This is a genomic window from Methanohalophilus halophilus (assembly GCF_001889405.1).
GTDB lineage: Archaea > Halobacteriota > Methanosarcinia > Methanosarcinales > Methanosarcinaceae > Methanohalophilus > Methanohalophilus halophilus.
Map to the genome: position 1 here is coordinate 922,774 of NZ_CP017921.1, position 18,712 is coordinate 941,485.

Consider the following 18,712-nt stretch of genomic DNA (forward strand, 5'->3'; position numbering starts at 1 on the left):
TAAAATGAAGGTTGTAGCATTCAATGGGAGTCCCAGGGAAGACGGGAACACCGCAAAGCTCGTCAAAAATGTATTTTCAGAACTTGAAAGACAGGGAATTGAGACCGAAATGATTCAGCTGGGAGGCATCCCTGTTATGGGATGTACTGCCTGCATGAAGTGTTTTGAGAACAAGGACCGCCGATGTGTCATATCCAGTGACCTAATCAATGAATGCATAGGAAAAATGATTGAGGCCGACGGGATCGTTATAGCAAGTCCTACATACTTTGCCGATTTGACGACCGAAACAAAAGCCCTGATTGACAGGGCGGGGTTTGTCGGTAAAGCAAATGATGAACTTTTCAAACATAAGGTCGCAGCAGCCGTTGTGGCTGTCAGGAGAGCAGGCGCACTCCATGCATTTGATTCCATTAACCACTTTTTCTTGATCTCCCAGATGGTCATACCGGGTTCAAGCTACTGGAATATAGGAATGGGTGTTGCACCGGGGGATGTAGAGTCTGATAAAGAAGGATTGCAGACGATGCAAACCCTTGGCCAGAACATGGCCTGGCTTATGAAAAAGATCAATGGCTGAGTAGCCATTTAGTTTCCGGTTTTTGGATATGTATTTCTACATTATGAAAATGCTTATCCATCAACTCTCTTATTTTCAAGTCTAATCAAGTGTTATTTGGACAATTCATTAAGGACGCGTGCCAAGTTCAAGTTGTGTTGTCATTTTTTCCCCATCCCTGTAATATTCAAGTTCGATCTCGTCCCCGGGCTGTTTTTCACTTATGTGCGCTATGATCTGGTCATTGTTGAATACTTCAATCCCGTCTATTCCTACAATGATATCCCCGTTGATGAAGATTATTTCATCATTGATCTTCACCTCTTCGGCACTTTTCAGGCCGGCATCCTCTGCAGGTCCGTCTTCCACAACGACCACGACCATTACTCCTCTGGCTGCCTCCTCATTAAGGTCCATGAAATCTGCTGCCCTGGGACTTACAGGTAACATCTGTATACCAATCCAGGAATGTTCGTATTCTCCCTTCTCAATTATGGCATCGGCGACCAGGCGGGCTTTGTTGGAGGGGATGGCAAATCCCAGATTATCTCCGCTGCGTGCACGGTTGATCCCGATCACTTCCCCTGAGAGATCAATCAGCGGTCCCCCTGAATTCCCCGGATTTAACGGCGCATCGGTCTGTATCACATTGGGTATGGAAAATCCGTTTGTTGTTGGCATTGTCCTGCCGGTGGCACTGACGATTCCATGTGTCACACTTCCCTCAAGACCGAAAGGCGTACCGATTGCCATCACCATCTGTGCAGGATTTATCATGGATGAGTTGGCCATTGGCAGAGGATAGGGTTGGCAGGTTTCATCACAGGGGATTTCATCTACTTTTAATACCGCAATATCAGAATATATATCGGTACCCGTGATTTCAGCATCCATCACCACTCCGTTACTGAAATATACTTCTACGGAATCTGCATTTTCCACGACATGCTGGTTCGTTATGATATGCCCCTCTGAATCATAAAGAAACCCGGACCCGCCACTTCTAAATTGGTCTCCGTCGATTTCTCCTTCAGTCCTTACGGAGACAACCGAGTCAAAAACAAGTTTGTAAAGTTCTTCGTAGGTCTCACCCGCAGTGCCATTAATATTGATAATGCCGGTAACATCACTTTCATGATCATTAATTTGTGTGTTTTCCAGACTTCCCTCATCATAAAGCACGGTTGTCAGGCTGATCCCGAGAACAAAACCAATCAGGAGGAACAATATTGCTATCAAGGGTAGTGTACTGCCCCTTTCCTCCTTTAGCAGCGAAGTTGAGAATTGCATCATAAGATATACTGTTGGGCTTGTTTATTGACTTTTCTCTTTCTTTTTCAAAATCTGGAATATATACTGGCTGCGAGTTGTTCGAGTTCCTCCCTGTCAGGGTTGGAATCCACGATGGTATGCATTGACCCCCCGCCATCATTTTCATAACGAGGAATTATATGCACATGGACATGGGGTACAGTCTGCCCGGCAACCAAGCCATTGTTGATCCCAATATTAACTCCCGGCGCACCAGTAACTCCAATTACTTTTTTAGCGATCCTGTTTACAGAAGTGAATAATTCTGCTGTCTTTTCCTCATTCATTTCCAGGAAACTTGCTATGTGTTTTTTTGGAAGTACGACTGTATGTCCTCTGGATGTCGGATAGATGTCCAAAAAAGCATAGGCATGCTCATCTTCATACACTTTGTGGGAGGCAACTTCTCCGTCTATGATTCTGCAGAATAAACAATCCATGTTTTTCACACTTTTTATGTTTTAGTTCCTGCTTTATATTTATTGGCCTGTTTTTTTTCGGGCATACAAAACATATATATTACACGTAGTTGTAGGACATATATAAATTAGGAAAGCCTAACTTCGGGTGTTTTAAAAAATGACTGAAAAAACATTGGATCTATTGGATGTGGGCCAGAATGCCCGTGTAATCCAGGTAAAAGGCAAAGGTCCTTCCAGGCGGCGCCTGCTTGAAATGGGAATGGTGCCTGGTGTTGGTCTTAGTGTGATCAAAAGGGCCCCGATGGGTGACCCGGTGGATTTCAAGTTGAAAGGCTACAACCTTTCCCTGCGCAAACAAGAGGCACAGATGGTTGTTGTTGAGGTTCTGGGAGGTATACAATGAAATCACAGATGCCTCTTGCAATGTCTCCACCAGGGCAGTCATGCCGTATCTGTGAGGTGTGTGCCGGCAGAGGATTGAAAAGAAGGCTTGTGGAGCTGGGCCTGACTCCGAATTCCATCATCCAGCCCCTGGAATGCAGAAGGGGTTGCCTCCTTGTATCCATCAATGGTACACGTTATGCTCTGGGTAGGGGAATGGCCAATAAAATCATGGTTCAGCCTGTTTATGGGGAGGTGTCACAGTTTGGCTGAAAAAATAAAAGTTGCAGTGGCAGGTAACCCCAATGTGGGGAAAACCACGATATTCAATGCCCTAACAGGGGCACGCCAGAAGGTGGGTAACTGGCCCGGCGTTACTGTGGAAAAAAAGATAGGAACAAAGAATCATAATGGGCATGTCCTGGAAATAATAGACTTGCCGGGCACTTACAGTTTAACGGCTTATTCAGCAGATGAGGTGGTTGCCAGGGATTATATCCTTGAAGAAAAACCTGATGTTGTTGTACAGGTCCTGGATTCCACAAATCTGGAAAGAAATCTTTATCTCACGACACAATTGCTTGAAATGGGCACCAATCTGATTCTTGCCTTGAACATGTCAGATCGTGCTGAAATGCGCGGCGATTTTATTGATGTCCAGAGACTGGAAAGCCTTCTTGGTGTTTCCGCTATCAAAACTGTTGCAGGTGAAGGCAAAGGGATAGATGCACTTCTTGATTCTATCGTGACAAAAAAAGAGCAGAACATACCCCTGCCTCATGAGATCGGTTATGGTGGCATGGTGGAAGAGAAGATATGTGCGCTGGAGGAAATAATTAAAGGTGATCCGGAAATATCCAAACACTATCCTCCCCGCTGGATAACTGTAAAATTGCTGGAAGGTGATGATAATGTCATTTTCAAATTATCTTCAGAAAGCATTAAAGGAAAAGTACAGGATTTCCTGTCGGCTATCGACAATGAGGAATATGAAGTTGAGATGGCAGACAAGAGATATGAATTTATAAGTACCCTGATGCCTCAGGTTTGTACAACCTGTGCTGACGAAGTATCTCCCTCGGACATGGTGGATAAGGTAGTCACCAATAAGTATCTGGGTATTCCAATATTCCTGATACTTATGTGGGGCATGTTCGAGCTGACCTTTGCTTTTGCCACTCCCTTCATGGAACTGATCGACATGTTCTTTGGGTGGCTGGCGGCAGCGGTTATCTCAAATATTGAAACTGTTTGGCTTGCTTCCCTTCTGGGTGATGGCATCATTGCCGGTGTAGGTTCTGTCCTGCTCTTTGTGCCCAATATTTTCATCCTGTTCTTTGCCATCGCCCTGCTTGAAAGCAGTGGCTACATGGCACGTGCAGCATTCATTATGGACAAACTCATGTATACAATGGGACTGCAGGGTAAGTCCTTCATCCCGATGCTCATGGGCTTTGGTTGTTCTGTTCCGGCTATTATGGCAACCCGTACACTAGAGGATGAAAAAGATCGCCTCATAACGATGATGGTTACGCCTTTCATGTCCTGTGGCGCAAGGTTGCCCGTCTACATACTGCTTGCAGGAACATTTTTCGGTCGCCAGGCAGGATCGGTAATTTTTGGCCTGTACGTACTGGGGATACTTGTGGCTATTGTTTCGGCCAAACTCTTCCGGACCTTTCTCGCCAGGGGCCAACCTTCCCCCTTTATAATGGAACTTCCCCCCTATACCAAACCTTCACTGAAGGATTCCCTGCGGCATATGTGGAATGAGGGCTACCTTTACCTCCGCAAGGTCGGGACAGTAATTATCGGAGGAGTCGTGCTGATCTGGTTGCTTGCCTATTTCCCGCAAGGCGCGGAATATGGCAGTGCTGGCAGTCTGATAGGTTCGCTGGGTAAATTGATCGAGCCACTAGTAGCCCCACTTGGATTTGACTGGAAGATAGCCGTTGCACTGGTCTTTGGCTTTGCCGCAAAGGAAATTGTAGTAGGTTCCCTGGGAACCCTGTACGGTACCGGTGGGGGGGAAGCATTGTCCTCAGCCCTCATGGCAGATCCGGGTTTCACTCCTGCAATAGCTCTGGGTCTAATGGTTTTTACTCTGCTCTATGTGCCCTGCATAGGAGCTGTTGCAGCTATCAAGAAAGAAACAGGTTCCTGGAAATGGATGTTTTTCCAGGCAGCCTACTCGACTGCGGTAGCCTGGGTGCTGGCAATGGTGACAATCCTTGTCGGAAATATGGTTCTTTAATGAGGTGTATTTGATGGAAAGAAATTACAATGGTTTGAAGTTCTTTTCCCTTTTGTGGGGAATACTGTATATGGCCGCAGGCCTGATTCAGGTCGGCAAGGGAGTGGGGCTTTTGCATGCTTCCTTTTTATCCTCCAGTCTGTTACCTGCTGAGCTGGCCGGAGGAATTGTACTTGTGGTAATCGGTGCAGTATTTTTCGTCGCAATCTTTGAGTTTTCAAAGGATTCCTTTGAAGGATCCGCCTATGCCTATGTGGGAATACTGCTCTGCCTGGTGTTTGGCATTCTGTATTTCCTGAGTATGGTAGCAGATCTTATCAATGCCTATATCCTTGCCATGGAAGGTTACGAAAAATGGACATTTGTTGACAGTTTCAAACCAGCATTGTATCTGGGCATTTTATCCGGGTTTGTATATATTTTCTGGAAGAACAGGTTTAGCCCCGTAAATCAGGGAGGATTTTAAGATGGTTGCGGGATACAAGTATGTATTGAAAAAAATGGCAGAAATGGACCAGAGGGGCAGCATCTCCTTTAATGCTCTCTCTGAAGGAATGGATATGAATACCCGGCAGCTAAAGGGCATGCTGGAGTTAATGGAAAATATGGGGCATGTCAGGAAAATCGGGGATATCAATGCCAGGCCCGAGCTTCTTTCCTGTGGCCCCTGCAAATCATGTGGATGCTGTAATAGTGGGATTTCCTATGGTAATACATACCAGCTTACCGACAAAGGTCGGAGGGTGTGCAGTACCTGATTATATTGCCGGGTCCGCCCGGAAGCTGAATGCTATGATATCACTCCCTTTTGTAAACGAGCTTCCGGCCGGATCATTCATCTTTTTTATTAAGTTCAGATTTTGGAAAGATATTACTCCACGGGCCTTCTGACCAGGGATCCGTCTCGCATCTTGATCGTTACATATTTGCCTTCTTCTCCGGCCTCGTATTTATTGTAACGTAAAATCTCGAATTTGCCGGCATCTGTGAGTTTCCTTATTGTGCGTATATCTTCGCGGCCGATTTTACCTTTTTTTGCAGGTGGGTCAATATTGGCCTTTTTCTTTGAATATATGGTCCCTCCTTTCATGTCCGCCCCCACATGGCTGCCTGCATCCTCTGTCAGCAGTATTCCGTTTTTCATATATGCACCGGCAAAGGCTTCACATTTACCCTCTACGTAAACTGTTCCGCCATTGAGATGGGCTGCAGTATTCATGCCGGTATCCCCTTTGATTAGCAACATTCCATTTTCCATCAGCAATCCGCTTCCGTTACCCGCATTTCCTTCTACTGTTATGCTGGCTTCACAGTTGCAACGGGCTGCCAGGGTATTGCGCAGGATGGCGTCATTGAGCAGCAGGTTATTTCCTTCCAGTTTGTTTAGCAGAAGTTTCTCCTGCAATCCCTTGCACACCAATTCAGTTATTGACACGAATTTGCGATAACCTTCCATATCGGATTCCACTTCCACTATATTTCCCATGGGTTCCCCGATACTTCCTTTTACGTATAAGGCGCCGGCTACCATCCCCATCCCTGCTTCAGCGGCGACGTTACCATCAATTATGATGTTGCCGGCATTTTCTGTATTCCCGCTGCCTCCAAGATGGGATATGCTGGCGCCCATTCCCTGTGCAAGCCGTTTTGCGACATCACCGACAATCTGTACAGTATCTTCTTTTTTGAGATGATCGACTATTTCCCTGTAGGTATATTCCGTGCCTTGCTGGTGGGGGATGAGAGAGTCCGGATTGAAATCACTATTCCAGAAAAAGTTGTAAGTATAGTCACAGAGGTTGTCCGGCGGATTTGATAGTTCGATAGTGATCATGTTTGTGCCCTTAACCATGTATGAGTGCAGGCAGACAGCGGGTACAGACCCAGATGCTTTCTTTTTCATGTCTCAGGGGCATCAGGTATCTCTCGTTTTCATCTTTACCACACTTAAAGCAGTTTATTGACCCAGCTTCATTGTCTTTTTCTTTTGTCTCCTGCATTTCCCTGACTGCCTGCGGATTGAAATCCATTGTCTGCCTTTCTTCAATTGATATTGCATCCTGTGGGCAGACTCCGATACAGAACCCCATACCATCGCACAGCTCTTCAGATACGACTTTAGCCTTACCATCTATTATCTGTATGGCACCCTCGGCACATGGGCTGACACATTTGCCACAACCATTACACTTATCCTCGTCTATTTTGACTATCATCCGATTTACCATTTTCAATCCTCCATTAATGATGTGTACCTTCCACAACTTCAATTCCTGCATTTTCCAGAGTCTGCATTATTGAATCCACATGAGGGCATTCCGGATAGTTTTCCATTTGCATACAGGAACTGAGATGTACTGTTTCCACTCCGTATTTTTTCAGGGAGCGTGCAAGCCTGAAAACCCTCCTTCCCGGACACCCGCCGCATGTGAAAAAAGCTGTCATTTCTGTATTTTCCTCGTAGTCACTAAAAGCGACTGCTTTTTCATTGAATGCCTTGAAACAACCAATTCCCGGGCAGGCTTCTGCAACAATAGCACAGCGAACTACTGCTATTTTCTTATTATCTGTCATTTGCATTCTCCTTTTGTGCTTTATCCAGTGCAGAGTCCACACTTTCCCGGATAATATAACCTGCTTTGTGCAATATGGTGTCCCCTATTTCAGGGTCATTATCCATGCTTGCAGTACAGGGATATGCATGATGGGCAGAGGAAACCGTTTCCTTGAAATCTGCAGCTTCGGTATAGACAAGTTTACGGGCAACAAACCATGTGCATCCGCAGGGAGCATCCTTTATCACCCGTGCAGTTGTAATTTCTTCATTATCAAGTATTATTTCGACTTTGGGCTTCCCAAATCCCATTTCAACAAATCTGTCAATTACAGGTTGGCCTGTTTTCTCAAGGCTGCAGAATGGCTTGGGGAAAGCATATTCTACTTCCTCGTTCTGAAGTTTTTCTGCAACTTGCCTGACAAGGCCTGCCGGGGCAAGCTTGGGATTTTCAACAGGTGCAATTAAGGCTTTTGCATGTGCTTTTTTTGCAACTGTTGGCAGGGAAGCAAATAGGTCCGGATGCAGGTCCATTGCAAGGAGCAGGTCACAGGGTTTCAGGTCAGCAGGCAGGTATTCTTCCGGCTCTTCCACAAATTCAGGCAGATCTGCGGGCAATTCATGGATTTCTGTAAGGAACCCGGAATAAGATTTGCGGCCCTGTCGACAGTGATCGCAGGCTTCCCCGCAGGATGTGCAGAACTGATCGGAATTTATGAGATTGCCCAGTACCTTTTTCCCGAATTCCCCGCTGTACAGGACACTTATTCTAATTGGTTGCGGATCTGCTAAGGTACGACCTCCATGGTATATTTTCTATACCAGGTATATTGGTGATACTGATATATAAATGAGGGAGTATCTATTCAGATACTGCCCAATTCAGGAAGCCAGGCAATTTTGATTATGTACAGGAGAATCAGAATTAATATTATCAGCAGGATTAATTTTTTCATTTTGTAAAAGAAAAACCCGAATGATTTGCCGATTTTGAATATAAAATCCATTCCACCACCATACCACCTATTGTTTTCATTCTTCCACTACACGCAGGCGGTTCATTACATCGCCTGGCTTGATTTTATACACAACATCCATTCCTTCAATGACCTTTCCAAAAACAGTGTGCATACCGTCCAGGTGGGATTGGGGTGAATGGGTGATGAAGAACTGGCTGCCCCCGGTATCCTTGCCTGCGTGGGCCATTGACAGGGCACCCTTTGTATGCTTTCGTGGATTTATCTCGCATTTGATCGTGTAACCCGGCCCACCGGTTCCATCACCCTTGGGGCATCCTCCCTGTATCACAAAATCAGGAATAACCCTGTGAAAGTCCAGGCCGTTATAGAATCCCTGCTTGATAAGTTTTTCAAAATTGGCAACCGTGCGGGGTGCATCGTTTTCAAATAATTCAAGGACAATGTCTCCCTTGCCTGTCTCGATAATGGCTTTTTTCATTTTGCAACTCCGTTTTAATGTCGTCTTGAGATTTGAATAATCAGTTTATAGTTATTTCGCTGGACTTCAGGGATAGGTATATGTCAGAATTAGAATCCCTGATATCCAACCTTACATATTCTCTGGTGTTATTGTAGGTGGCTCAGGTCTGTGATTCGGATAATCTCATCCCAGTCCCCCACAACATCCGATACCCCGTTTTCATCGGCCTGCAAACATCTACCTCTCCACATAATTGACATCTCTGCAATATTATACAGTAATTATAATGTTGTAGTCTATTATATTTAAAGATACTATTAAAATAGCTCTAAAAAAGGTTAGGGTTAGTTAAGAAGAGAAGTTGGAATTAAAAAGAAAATGGAAAGGAGAGTAGATAAAGTAATACCCGGAGGTATTACTTTGCAAGATCGTAGTTCTGGTTTACGATCTTCAGGGCACAGAAGTTTCCGCACATGGTACATGCATCTGTGTCTTCCGGTGCACGGCTATTCCTGACATCACGTGCAAGTTCCGGGTCAAGTGCCAGATTGTACATCTTCTCCCAGTCAAGTTCACGGCGTGCCCTTGCCATTGCCAGATCCTGGTCGCGCTTGTTGAGTTTGACCATATCACCTACGTGAGCTGCGATCTTGGATGTCTTGACACCTTCGATAACATCTTCCTTGTTTGGAAGGGCAAGATGTTCTGCAGGGGTTACATAGCACAGGAAGTCACAGCCAGCTGCTGCGGACTGGGATGCACCGATTGCGGTGACTATGTGGTCACGTCCCGGGGCAACATCGGTGATAAGTGGGCCAAGCATGTAGAATGGCTTGTGGTCACTCATGGATTTCATGAGTTTTACATTCATATCAACCTCGTCCAGTGGCACGTGGCCGGGGCCTTCTACAATAACCTGGAGGTCATATTCGTCGTGGGCCCTCTGGGCACATTCGGAGTTGATGATCAGTTCCTGGATCTGTGCACGGTCGGTTGCATCGTGGATAGCACCGGCACGCATTCCATTACCGGTTGAAAGAGTGACTTCGTGTTCCTTGAGAATTTCACAAAGGTAGTCGAAGTCTGCGTAAAGGGGATTTTCCTTTTCGTTGTGGAGCATCCAGGAGCTCATGAATGCACCGCCACGGGAGCAAAGTCCGCCATAGCGGCCATGGGCTTTAAGCCTGTCCAGTACGATATTGTTAACACCGGTGTGGATTGCCATGAAGTTGGTACCCAGTTTTGCCTGTTCCTCGGTTGCATTCCACAGGTCGTCTTCTGTCATGTGGACGATGGAACCGTCCCTTTTGGCTGCTGAGATAAAGGCCTGGTAGAGTGGTACTGAACCTACGGACAGATCGATTGCGTCACATACCTTTTTCCTGATTCCGAGGAAATCTCCTCCTGTACCCAGTTCCATAAGGGTGTCCGCACCGGCTGCCTGTGCTGCCTTTGCTTTTTCAACCTCCAGTTCTTCCTCGACAATATCAGAAGATGCTCCGATGGAAGCGTTCACTTTTGTAGTAAGGCCTTCTCCAATACCACACACTCTGATGTCCCTGTAGGGGGTAACAGGTATTACGATTCTTCCAGCTGCAATTCCGCGGCGTACGAATTCAGGCTCAACACCTTCGATTTCTGCAACCTTCTTCATCTCTTCGGTAATAGTTCCGTTCTTGGCATCTGTTACGATTGACATGTTTTTACCTCGTTTTAATGATGGGAGATGGGTATATATTTTATTTAAACCTTATTAAAAAATCAAGTTGTATTGATGTAAAGTGATTTTGAGTTTGATACAGATTCCAGCGGGCCGCACATGTATAATTAGTTATGAGCGTGTCGATTGCTCCTTTGAAATGGTATGCATAAAAAAGAAATCATATATAAATAACAAAATCCTATTTCTCAAAAGTAAAGTGAAGTTGTTTATAGATGCCCTCGGGCAATTTCATCTTTGTTGACGGCGAAGGGTACGCATTGTTTCCCTGTGGAGGGATACTACAAGGTCACTTAACATTCCGAATATGAACATCTGGATTCCCGAAATAATTAGCAATGCTGTCAGGATGGTCATTGGTATATGGGTAATACCGATCATCCATTCACTTACGACATAGATTCCCAGTAATATGCCACAAAGAGTAAGTATAGCACCGATTATTCCGAAATAGAACATCGGATTGTGAAATTTGGCCATCTTATAGATCGTACTGCCAATCCCAAAACCATCAGTCAGGGGGTTGAGTTTCGTATCTCCTTCATCAGGACGCGGCCTGTAGGCTATTGGAACGACTTCTACGCGGTGCTCTTTTTTCATACTGTCAACAGCAATCTCTGATTCGATCTCAAAACCCGTTTCATGGAGTTCCAGTTCCCGGATTGCCTGGTTTGTGAATCCCCTGTAGCCAGACAGGATGTCCACAAGATTTTTCCTGTAAATGACACTAAAAAATTTGTTAAGCATCTTGTTGCCGATCAGGTTCAGTTTTGTAAAAGCACCCGGATCAAAATCTGCAAACCGGTTTCCAATGACATGGTCTGCCCTTCCTGTTTCCAGTGGTTCAAGCATTGAATGAACGTCTTTAGCAAGATAGGTTCCGTCCCCGTCGATCATAATGACATAAGGGTCATCTATCATCGCAAGGGCATCCTGGACAGCCTGACCTTTTCCTTTCCCTGTCTGGGCAACAACATTTGCGCCCATATTTGTGGCAATTTCCTGTGTATCATCAGAGCTATTGCCATCAATAACAAAAATATTCCCGAAACCTTCGGTATTGAAATCTTCAATAAGCTGGCCGATGGTGGCACCCTCATTCAATGTGGGTATGAGGATGCAAACATCTTCCCTGTAATCTTCAGTCACGTTATTCCCTTTAAAGGAGGCCCATATTGTCCAGCTGTTGTCTTACTACTTCTACCCCTTCTTCGCAGTTTTCCGGGGATTTGCCACCGGTAACCACCAGTTTTCCGGAACTGAATATAAGTACGACAACCTTTGGCTCATCGATTCTGTAAACGAGTCCGGGGAATTGTTCGGGTTCATATTCGATATTCTCAAGACCAAGTCCGATTGCGATTGCATTAAGGTTGAGCACAGCTTTGAGGTCAGCGGATGCAACAATGTTCTGTACGGTGATATCCGGTTTTTCGAGGGTATCTATGCCAATACCGTTGAGCTTTTTGGCCATATCCGCAATTACGGTGTGTACATCATCTACGTTTTTGGCACCTGTACAGACCACTTTCCCGGAAGTGAAAACAAGAAACGCCGCTTTTGGGTTTGATACGCGGTATACGAGACCGGGGAATTTCTGCTTGTTATATTCTGCTCCTTCAAATTCAGCTTCGATCTTTGTAAGGTCGAATTCCTCGGCAAGTTTGGTGGAAGCTACCACATTTTCTATTTTAATGTTATAATCTGTCATATTCTCAGGTCCTTGGAAATTGAAGCAAATAATTCCAGATAGTTTATATATTCTTATTGTTTCTTAATTTAAATACCTATTTAAATAGCTTTACCTTCTTCTGCCTTCCGCAGACCCTTGATAACAGCATCATATTTGCTTTTGACCCTCTCTATAAGGCCGCCTTCCAGGTTACGATGGCTTGGGACAAAGATATCCGCATCCCTCCCGATCTCCTCTCCTGAAGCGTTTGTTTCGTAATCCGGGGCAATTAGTATCCCATCTTTTGAAACGCCGATATGCAGATCTTTAACAATGCGTGCCACCATCTCGGTTTCCGGGGTAACCCTGGCACTTATGGTCATGGCTCTTGATCGGTATTCATTCTTAAGTTCCTCGAGCATCTCCAGGGTTTCCTTTACTCTGGCCGGGTCTCCCTCGCTTTTCAGTATGTTAACGGCTTCTTCAAGGTCATCAAATGTGGTGGACCCGGCTTCGATAACCTCTCCTGAATAATATTTCTCCACCTTTTCCTTATATCCACGGGAAATAACCATTTTGTAAACCGTATCAAGGGTCTGAAGTTCTTCCTCGGTGGGATTATAAGCATCTACCATGCGGTAATCTTTGATTCCACACATCTGTGCCAGGGATTCATACATGGGGGTAAATCCGACAAACCTGCGTCCAAGCCAGCGGTCAAGTCCTTCTTTGCCACTTTGTTGTTTTGAAAGTTCTATCATCTTGTTGCGGATAAGTTCGGGTTTATTTTCCTCAAGACCGAAATAATCTGCAAAAAGAGGGGTTGTGGAGAGCAGTTTTGTCCTGCCTTGTGGGGTGCTTTCAATAAATCCCCGGTTTTGCAATTCACGGATATGATCATATGCCTTGTTGCCGCGCATATCTACAATATCGGATTGTACTACAGGTTGATGGTAGGCTATCATGGAAAGGGTGCGTAGCATGGGAGAATTCAGCTCCCGGGGTGCAAAGGGACGGATGATATCAGAATACTTTGATCTGACCTGCATGACATATCTTTCACCCAGGTCCACGATTTCCAGACCTGCTTCCCTTTCTTCATATTCCCGGATGAGAGTTTCTACAAGTTTTGTGACCTGCTTTTTATCTTTGTTAAGTATTTTTTGCAGTTTCTGTATCTCAACTGCACTACCTGCTGCAAAAAGTGCAGCTTCAACAATTTCCCTGTCGGACATTTTTCAAACCAACCCCTTCAAACAGGCTGCTCTTTATTTCTATAAGAGTATATATACAATTCTCCGAAGAGTTCATCCTGTCTCAAACAGATTTTCCTCTGGGAAGCCATGAAAAGGAGGGATAGGTAAGTCATTACCCTTTCTGAACGAGAGGGTATAGGATCTACGATCTCAGTAAAACTGACCTTTTCTTTCCCGTGCAGAATCTCTTCAATTATTTCTTCCAGGTCTTCGACACGCCCCTTTATGTCTTCCTCATGAGCAATACCAAGCACATCTTCAGTGGTAGGCTCCTCTTCCATGTGGAGGACACGTTTTTGTCGCCTCTGGGTTCTTCTGGATTCAACATTTTCTGCCTTTTTCAATTCGTTTATAAGTTCCTGCAGGGTAACAGGTCTTGTAGCAGCGCGACGAATGGGCAATTTGGGTACGGGGTAGTCTTCTTCATTCTGGAATTCGAGATCATCATCAGGTATCTCTTCATCGGGTTCTTCATCTTCTTCCTGTATGATACCTGTGGATTTCATCCTGAGGAGAATGGAAGCATAAAGCAATGTCCTGCCTGAAATCCTGAGGTCCATTATCTTCATTTCTTCTATTTTTTCCAGGAATTTATCCGTAATCTCTACAATATCAATATCCCAGGGATTGATACTTTCACTTTTTGCAAGGTTTACCAGGATTTCTACAGGTTCACAGAGCACATCATCTGATAATTCCAGCTCGGCTTCGTCAACTCCCAGTTCCTTCAACGTTTTCAGGAATTCAGGATCAATACCCTGTCCCATGTTTTCCAGCAATGGGATTTCATCGTTTTTTACCGATATACTGTTCACCGTATTTTCACACCCGTAATACTTGTGATATTATCCTGCTGCATTGTTACACCGATTGTGCGCTCGGCAGCTTCTATCATCGGTTTTCTCAAAGAGACAACTATGAACTGGGCATTGCTTGCCGCCTTTTTAACACGCCTGGCAACCCTTTCAGCATTTGCTCCGTCAAGGAACATGTCGATCTCATCAAAAGCATAGAACGGTGCGGGACGATATTGCTGGATAGCAAATAAAAATGCAAGTGCTGTGAGACTCTTTTCTCCACCAGACATCGCTTCCAGTCTTTGCAGGGTTTTATCCCGGGGCTGGGCTTTGAGGGTCATACCTCCGGAGAAAGGGTCTTGTTCATTGTCCAGTACAAGTTCCCCGACACCATCGGAAAGTTCATTGAAGATTTCCTTGAAGGCATCATTGATGCCATTGTAGGTCTCCATGAATGTCTCTTTTTTAAGGTTATCATACTGGTCGATGCGATCCAGGATTTGCTCTCTTTCATTGAAAAGGATTGCTCTGCGGCTTTTGAGATCAACAATTCTCTGCTCCACTTCCTCATATTCATCTATCGCCCGCATATTCACAGGCTCCAGGGCTTCCATTGCCTTTTCAATCGAAGTTATCCTTGTACGCACGGTTTCGTAACCAGGGACTTCATCAGTCTCTTCAAGGCCACGGCGTGTGATCTCTTCGCGGAGCTGTTCGATTTGTTCCTTCACGGCATCCAGTGTGGCCTCAAGTGCCATTTTCTGGTTCTCTGCCTTCTCATAGCGGCTTTTTACCCTGTCAACTTCATCACGCTGGGTTGAGTAGGCTATTTCCTTGTTCTCTCTTTCTCCCTGAAGCTGGCGCAGTTCACCTGTGAGTTCTTCTTCACGTTGTTTCTTTTCTTCCAGTTCGTTTTCCAGGGACGTGATCTTATTCTTGAGTTCTTCTATGCGCTCTTTCAGTGTACGCTTTTTTTCATCCATCTGGGCTATTTGTTCCCGGTTCTGTTCCATTTTCTCGGTTGCATATTTTTTATCGAGTTCAAGAGCATTGATCTGTCCGTCGATATCCCTTATCCTTCCGTCCAGGCGGCGAAGTTCCTCATCCAGGGATTCTGCCTGCTTATTGAGCTCGGGAATTTCCGAATCAGCGAGTTTTTCCTCGATCTGCATTATGTTCTGTTGCAGGGATTGTTCCCTCTCTTCCAGATGCTCTTTCTTCTCAACGGTCTCGTTCATCTCAGTTCGCATCTGCTGGCGTTGTTCTTCGATCTGCTTGAGTTCCTCGTCCTTGCTATTGAGCAACTTTTCAAGTTCTTCTCCTCGATTGCCGATTTCCTCGAATTGCATCTGTTTGCGCGCGATATCGTTTTCATACTGCTGGATTTCCTTGTTGGTGCTTGAAATATGTCCCTCGGTAGTATCCAGTTTGTTTATCGCATTGCTTCTGCGTGATTCCAGTTTGGTAAGTTCCTCGGATATTCTGACAAGTTTATCTTTTTCGGAGGCTGCAAATGAAAGGCCGGACTTGCGCTGGGACCCACCACTCATTGCCCCGCTTTTTTCAACGGTCTCGCCTTCCAGGGTCACCATACGCAGCCCGCCCATCAGTTTTCGGGCATTTTCAAGGGTATCAACAACAAGGGTGTCCCGGAATACATACCAGAAGGCTGCTTCGAACTTCGGGTCAAAATCGATAAGATCAATGGCATACCCGATTACGCCTTCCCTGTCGGAGAGGTTTTTGTAGGGTCTGCGTGCTTCCATCTTATTCAGTGGCAGGAAGGTTGCCCTGCCCGATCTCTGGTGTTTCAGGTAAGCAATAGCCCGGGAAGCATCTTCGTCCGTATCCACCACAACAGCCTGCATTCGTCCTCCTGCAGCGATTCCCAGGGCGGTTGAATATTTCTGGTTTACTTTCCCCAGCTCTGCTATGGTGCCATAAATACCGGGCAGGCCATGTTTGTCCTTTTCCTTGATCACCGCATCTACTGCCCGGGAATACCTGCTGGTATCCTCTGCTGCCCTCACACGGGCTTCAAGCATTGCATAGTCCTGTTGTTTGCTACGTATTTCACTTTCCAGATCGCTGACAACCTTTTTTATCTGAGAACGATTGCTTTCCAGATCATCCAGGTCTTTTGTCAACCCTTCTATCTTTTCGTTGAGTTTGTCAATATCATACTGGACGGATTTGGTATCACTTTCAGAGGACTTGGCCTTTTCCTTTGCCTGTTTGATCTCATCTTCTATTTCTGCTACATCTGCGGATTTGCGACGCAGGGAATCCAGCAGCCTGTCCTCGTTACGCATGAGCTCGTTTTTCTGGGTTTTCAGCTGTTCCAGTTCGTCCTTGTTTGCAGAAAGTTCATCCCTTGTACGGGCAAATTTTTCATCCACATCGGCGATCCTGCTCTGGAGTAACATTCTCTGTGTATGTTTTTCAGAAATTTCCGATTGCAGGGTTTCCTTCTGGAAATTGTGCTCCTTAACCTTTTCCTCGATACCGTCTACCTTTCCCTTTGATTCATCGATTTCCAGGAAAAACCTGCGTCTTGCAGCATCGATCTCATCGATTTCCTGGCCTGCATATTCGATACGGTCACTGCATCCAGATATTTCTCCACGGATCTCTTCAATTCGTCTTTTAACCTCGATCTGCTCATCTTCACCCATCTTCTGGATGCGTTGGTTGAGTAAGCGTAACTCTTCTTCCCTTTGTTCAAGGACATCTTTTTTCTGTTTAAGTTCAGAGGAGATTTTTTCCAATTTTTCCTGCTGACTGTCGTATTCCTGCCCGACTCCTTCAAGTTCGGTTTTGGCATCCTTAAGTTTAGAAAGCAGCACGAAACCCTCAAACTTCATCTTCTCTTCCTTGAGGGACTGGTATTTGACAGCCTGGTCGCGCTCTCCCTGGAGTTTTTCCTTTTGCTTATCTACTTCATCTATCAGGATATCTGCCCTTTCGATACGCTCCCTTACAACTTCAAGTTCATTGAGGGCTCTCTCCTTCTTATTGTCAAACTCTGCTACCCCGGCAATCTCATCTATGATCTTACGCCGCTCCCCGGCGGTCATTGTGATAATTCGTGTGACATCCCCCTGCATTACGACATTGTATCCTTCGGGTGTGACCCTTGCCTTTGCGAGATAATTGTGCACATCACCAAGACTTACCGATTTGCCATTGAAGTAGAAATAGCTGTAGTAACCATTGTCTGTGCTACGCACCTTCCGGCTGATCACGACTTCATCATTATCAACAGGAAGTTCCCTGTCCTTGTTATCAAAATATATGGTAACCTGGGCATTGTCCGGATTTTTGCTCTTTTCCCCGTTATATATGAGGTCGGTAAGTTTTTCCGCCCTCAGAGTCCGGGAGCTGGACAACCCCAGAACAAAAAGAATACCATCAATTATATTGGATTTTCCACTTCCGTTAGGGCCTGAAATAGTTGTGAAATCATCAAAAAAAGGGATTTTTACTTTTTTCCCGAATGATTTGAAATTCAGAAATTCTATCTTTTTAATATACACGCCAATCCTCTTTGGGCTTTAGAACGATTTCTTCTTCCTGACGATTATTTCAGAATCCTCGTCCTTGTTTTCGACAGTTTCGTATTCGCACTCATTTTTGTTTTCCAGAGGTCCCTTGTCACCGGCAATTATGTATTCACAGTTTTCGTTCTGGGTTTCTGGCTTGATGGTCTTTTCCACTTTGCGATTCTCACTTTCAGCAACGATGTACTCATCTTTTTCCTCTTCAGAAACCTCATTTTCCTGATTTTTCTCAGGAGGCATCATTTTGTCGACATCCCTGATCTGGAAGTGCATACGAGGTTTTCTTTTTTGCTCCCGGGATTTTTCGGGGGCATCATCACTGGTTTCTGCAGGCTGGGGTACAGGCTCCTTTTCCTCTGTATTAGCATCCGGACTGGCTGTTTCTTCTTCATATTTGCTCCATGCGTCGGCCTCCCTTTCTACGGGTTGCTGTTTGTTTGCCAGTTCCATTTCACGGATACGGGATTTCTGGTCCAGGAGTTCCTCCAGGATTCCATTTATGTTTGTAGAAATTTCCTTTACCTGTTGTTCGAGTTCGACCAGCCTCTTATTTATATCCATATCATTTCTCAATTCTTCCCGCAGTTCTGTTATAATAGAACTCTTGAGATTTGTTTTGATGTCGGATATTTCCTCTTCCTTGTTCCTGATCTGCTTTTCAAGACGTTCAATAATTAAATCTCTCTGCCCGGATTCCATCCAATTCCTCGCAAAACGTTCATTCCCTCAATATGAATATGATTTATTTATTCTTATAAATATTCTATTTAAATTATTCTTATATGC

At 45.1% G+C, this 18,712-nt stretch carries 20 protein-coding genes; 6 read left to right on the plus strand and 14 right to left on the minus strand.

Going from position 1 to position 18,712, the window contains the following annotated elements:
- Positions 1 to 4: 4 nt before the first annotated feature.
- Positions 5 to 580: a flavodoxin family protein gene (locus tag BHR79_RS04590; RefSeq protein ID WP_072561271.1), complete on the plus strand. Its 576-nt coding sequence runs from the start codon at positions 5 to 7 to the stop codon at positions 578 to 580.
- A 108-nt stretch (positions 581 to 688) separates the two neighbouring features.
- Here BHR79_RS04590 and BHR79_RS04595 read toward each other — a convergent pair whose 3' ends face one another.
- On the minus strand, positions 689 to 1,852 hold the full coding sequence (locus BHR79_RS04595) for a S1C family serine protease (protein WP_072561272.1): 1,164 nt from the start codon (positions 1,850 to 1,852) through the stop codon (positions 689 to 691).
- Positions 1,853 to 1,896: 44 nt separating this feature from the next.
- On the minus strand, positions 1,897 to 2,310 hold the full coding sequence (locus BHR79_RS04600) for an HIT family protein (protein ID WP_072561273.1): 414 nt from the start codon (positions 2,308 to 2,310) through the stop codon (positions 1,897 to 1,899).
- Between the two features lie 139 nt (positions 2,311 to 2,449).
- Here BHR79_RS04600 and BHR79_RS04605 point away from each other — a divergent pair, with 139 nt between their 5' ends.
- The 5 genes from BHR79_RS04605 to BHR79_RS04625 are packed head-to-tail and all read left to right on the plus strand — an operon-like array spanning position 2,450 to position 5,685.
- Positions 2,450 to 2,695 carry a FeoA family protein gene (locus BHR79_RS04605; protein ID WP_072561274.1) on the plus strand — a complete coding sequence of 82 codons (246 nt, stop codon included), beginning with the start codon at positions 2,450 to 2,452 and terminating at the stop codon, positions 2,693 to 2,695.
- Entirely contained in the window at positions 2,692 to 2,946 is a 255-nt protein-coding gene (locus tag BHR79_RS04610) for a FeoA family protein (protein WP_072561275.1), read from the plus strand. Before BHR79_RS04605 ends, BHR79_RS04610 begins: the two co-directional genes overlap by 4 nt.
- On the plus strand, positions 2,921 to 4,927 hold the full coding sequence (feoB, locus tag BHR79_RS04615) for a ferrous iron transport protein B (RefSeq protein ID WP_072561276.1): 2,007 nt from the start codon (positions 2,921 to 2,923) through the stop codon (positions 4,925 to 4,927). The genes BHR79_RS04610 and feoB overlap by 26 nt, the downstream gene beginning before the upstream one ends.
- A 13-nt stretch (positions 4,928 to 4,940) precedes the next feature.
- Positions 4,941 to 5,393, plus strand: coding sequence for a hypothetical protein (locus BHR79_RS04620; protein WP_072561277.1), 453 nt, complete (start codon positions 4,941 to 4,943; stop codon positions 5,391 to 5,393).
- Position 5,394: 1 nt separating this feature from the next.
- Positions 5,395 to 5,685: a FeoC-like transcriptional regulator gene (locus BHR79_RS04625; protein WP_072561278.1), complete on the plus strand. Its 291-nt coding sequence runs from the start codon at positions 5,395 to 5,397 to the stop codon at positions 5,683 to 5,685.
- A 113-nt stretch (positions 5,686 to 5,798) separates the two neighbouring features.
- On the opposite strand, the gene BHR79_RS04630 is transcribed toward BHR79_RS04625, so the two are convergent.
- The 12 genes from BHR79_RS04630 to BHR79_RS04685 form a co-directional block, all read right to left on the minus strand.
- A complete protein-coding gene (locus BHR79_RS04630; RefSeq protein WP_072562295.1) occupies positions 5,799 to 6,761 on the minus strand; it encodes a formylmethanofuran dehydrogenase in 963 nt (320 codons plus the stop codon).
- Between the two features lie 10 nt (positions 6,762 to 6,771).
- Positions 6,772 to 7,155 carry an ATP-binding protein gene (locus tag BHR79_RS04635; protein WP_072561279.1) on the minus strand — a complete coding sequence of 128 codons (384 nt, stop codon included), beginning with the start codon at positions 7,153 to 7,155 and terminating at the stop codon, positions 6,772 to 6,774.
- A 13-nt stretch (positions 7,156 to 7,168) separates the two neighbouring features.
- The gene (locus tag BHR79_RS04640; RefSeq protein WP_072561280.1) at positions 7,169 to 7,501 is read right to left on the minus strand and encodes a CGGC domain-containing protein; all 333 of its coding nucleotides are present in this window, start codon (positions 7,499 to 7,501) and stop codon (positions 7,169 to 7,171) included.
- Complete coding sequence (locus BHR79_RS04645) at positions 7,491 to 8,294, minus strand: DUF166 domain-containing protein (protein ID WP_322787704.1); 804 nt, start codon at positions 8,292 to 8,294, stop codon at positions 7,491 to 7,493. Before BHR79_RS04645 ends, BHR79_RS04640 begins: the two co-directional genes overlap by 11 nt.
- Positions 8,295 to 8,513: 219 nt before the next feature.
- Positions 8,514 to 8,939: a peptidylprolyl isomerase gene (locus BHR79_RS04650; protein WP_072561282.1), complete on the minus strand. Its 426-nt coding sequence runs from the start codon at positions 8,937 to 8,939 to the stop codon at positions 8,514 to 8,516.
- A 397-nt stretch (positions 8,940 to 9,336) separates the two neighbouring features.
- Positions 9,337 to 10,620 (minus strand): phosphomethylpyrimidine synthase ThiC, encoded by a 1,284-nt coding sequence (gene thiC / locus BHR79_RS04655; protein ID WP_072561283.1) that lies wholly within the window; start codon positions 10,618 to 10,620, stop codon positions 9,337 to 9,339.
- A 252-nt stretch (positions 10,621 to 10,872) separates the two neighbouring features.
- Positions 10,873 to 11,790, minus strand: coding sequence for an S-layer glycoprotein N-glycosyltransferase AglJ (gene aglJ / locus BHR79_RS04660; RefSeq protein ID WP_072561284.1), 918 nt, complete (start codon positions 11,788 to 11,790; stop codon positions 10,873 to 10,875).
- Positions 11,791 to 11,800: 10 nt separating this feature from the next.
- Positions 11,801 to 12,352, minus strand: coding sequence for a TATA-box-binding protein (locus BHR79_RS04665; RefSeq protein ID WP_013038250.1), 552 nt, complete (start codon positions 12,350 to 12,352; stop codon positions 11,801 to 11,803).
- Positions 12,353 to 12,432: 80 nt separating this feature from the next.
- Positions 12,433 to 13,548 carry an SMC-Scp complex subunit ScpB gene (gene scpB / locus BHR79_RS04670; protein WP_072561285.1) on the minus strand — a complete coding sequence of 372 codons (1,116 nt, stop codon included), beginning with the start codon at positions 13,546 to 13,548 and terminating at the stop codon, positions 12,433 to 12,435.
- 17 nt (positions 13,549 to 13,565) lie between these two features.
- The gene (locus BHR79_RS04675) at positions 13,566 to 14,384 is read right to left on the minus strand and encodes a segregation and condensation protein A (RefSeq protein WP_072561286.1); all 819 of its coding nucleotides are present in this window, start codon (positions 14,382 to 14,384) and stop codon (positions 13,566 to 13,568) included.
- Entirely contained in the window at positions 14,381 to 17,902 is a 3,522-nt protein-coding gene (gene smc / locus BHR79_RS04680) for a chromosome segregation protein SMC (protein ID WP_072561287.1), read from the minus strand. Before smc ends, BHR79_RS04675 begins: the two co-directional genes overlap by 4 nt.
- A gap of 18 nt (positions 17,903 to 17,920) precedes the next feature.
- On the minus strand, positions 17,921 to 18,625 hold the full coding sequence (locus tag BHR79_RS04685) for a DUF7518 family protein (protein ID WP_072561288.1): 705 nt from the start codon (positions 18,623 to 18,625) through the stop codon (positions 17,921 to 17,923).
- Positions 18,626 to 18,712: the final 87 nt, after the last annotated feature.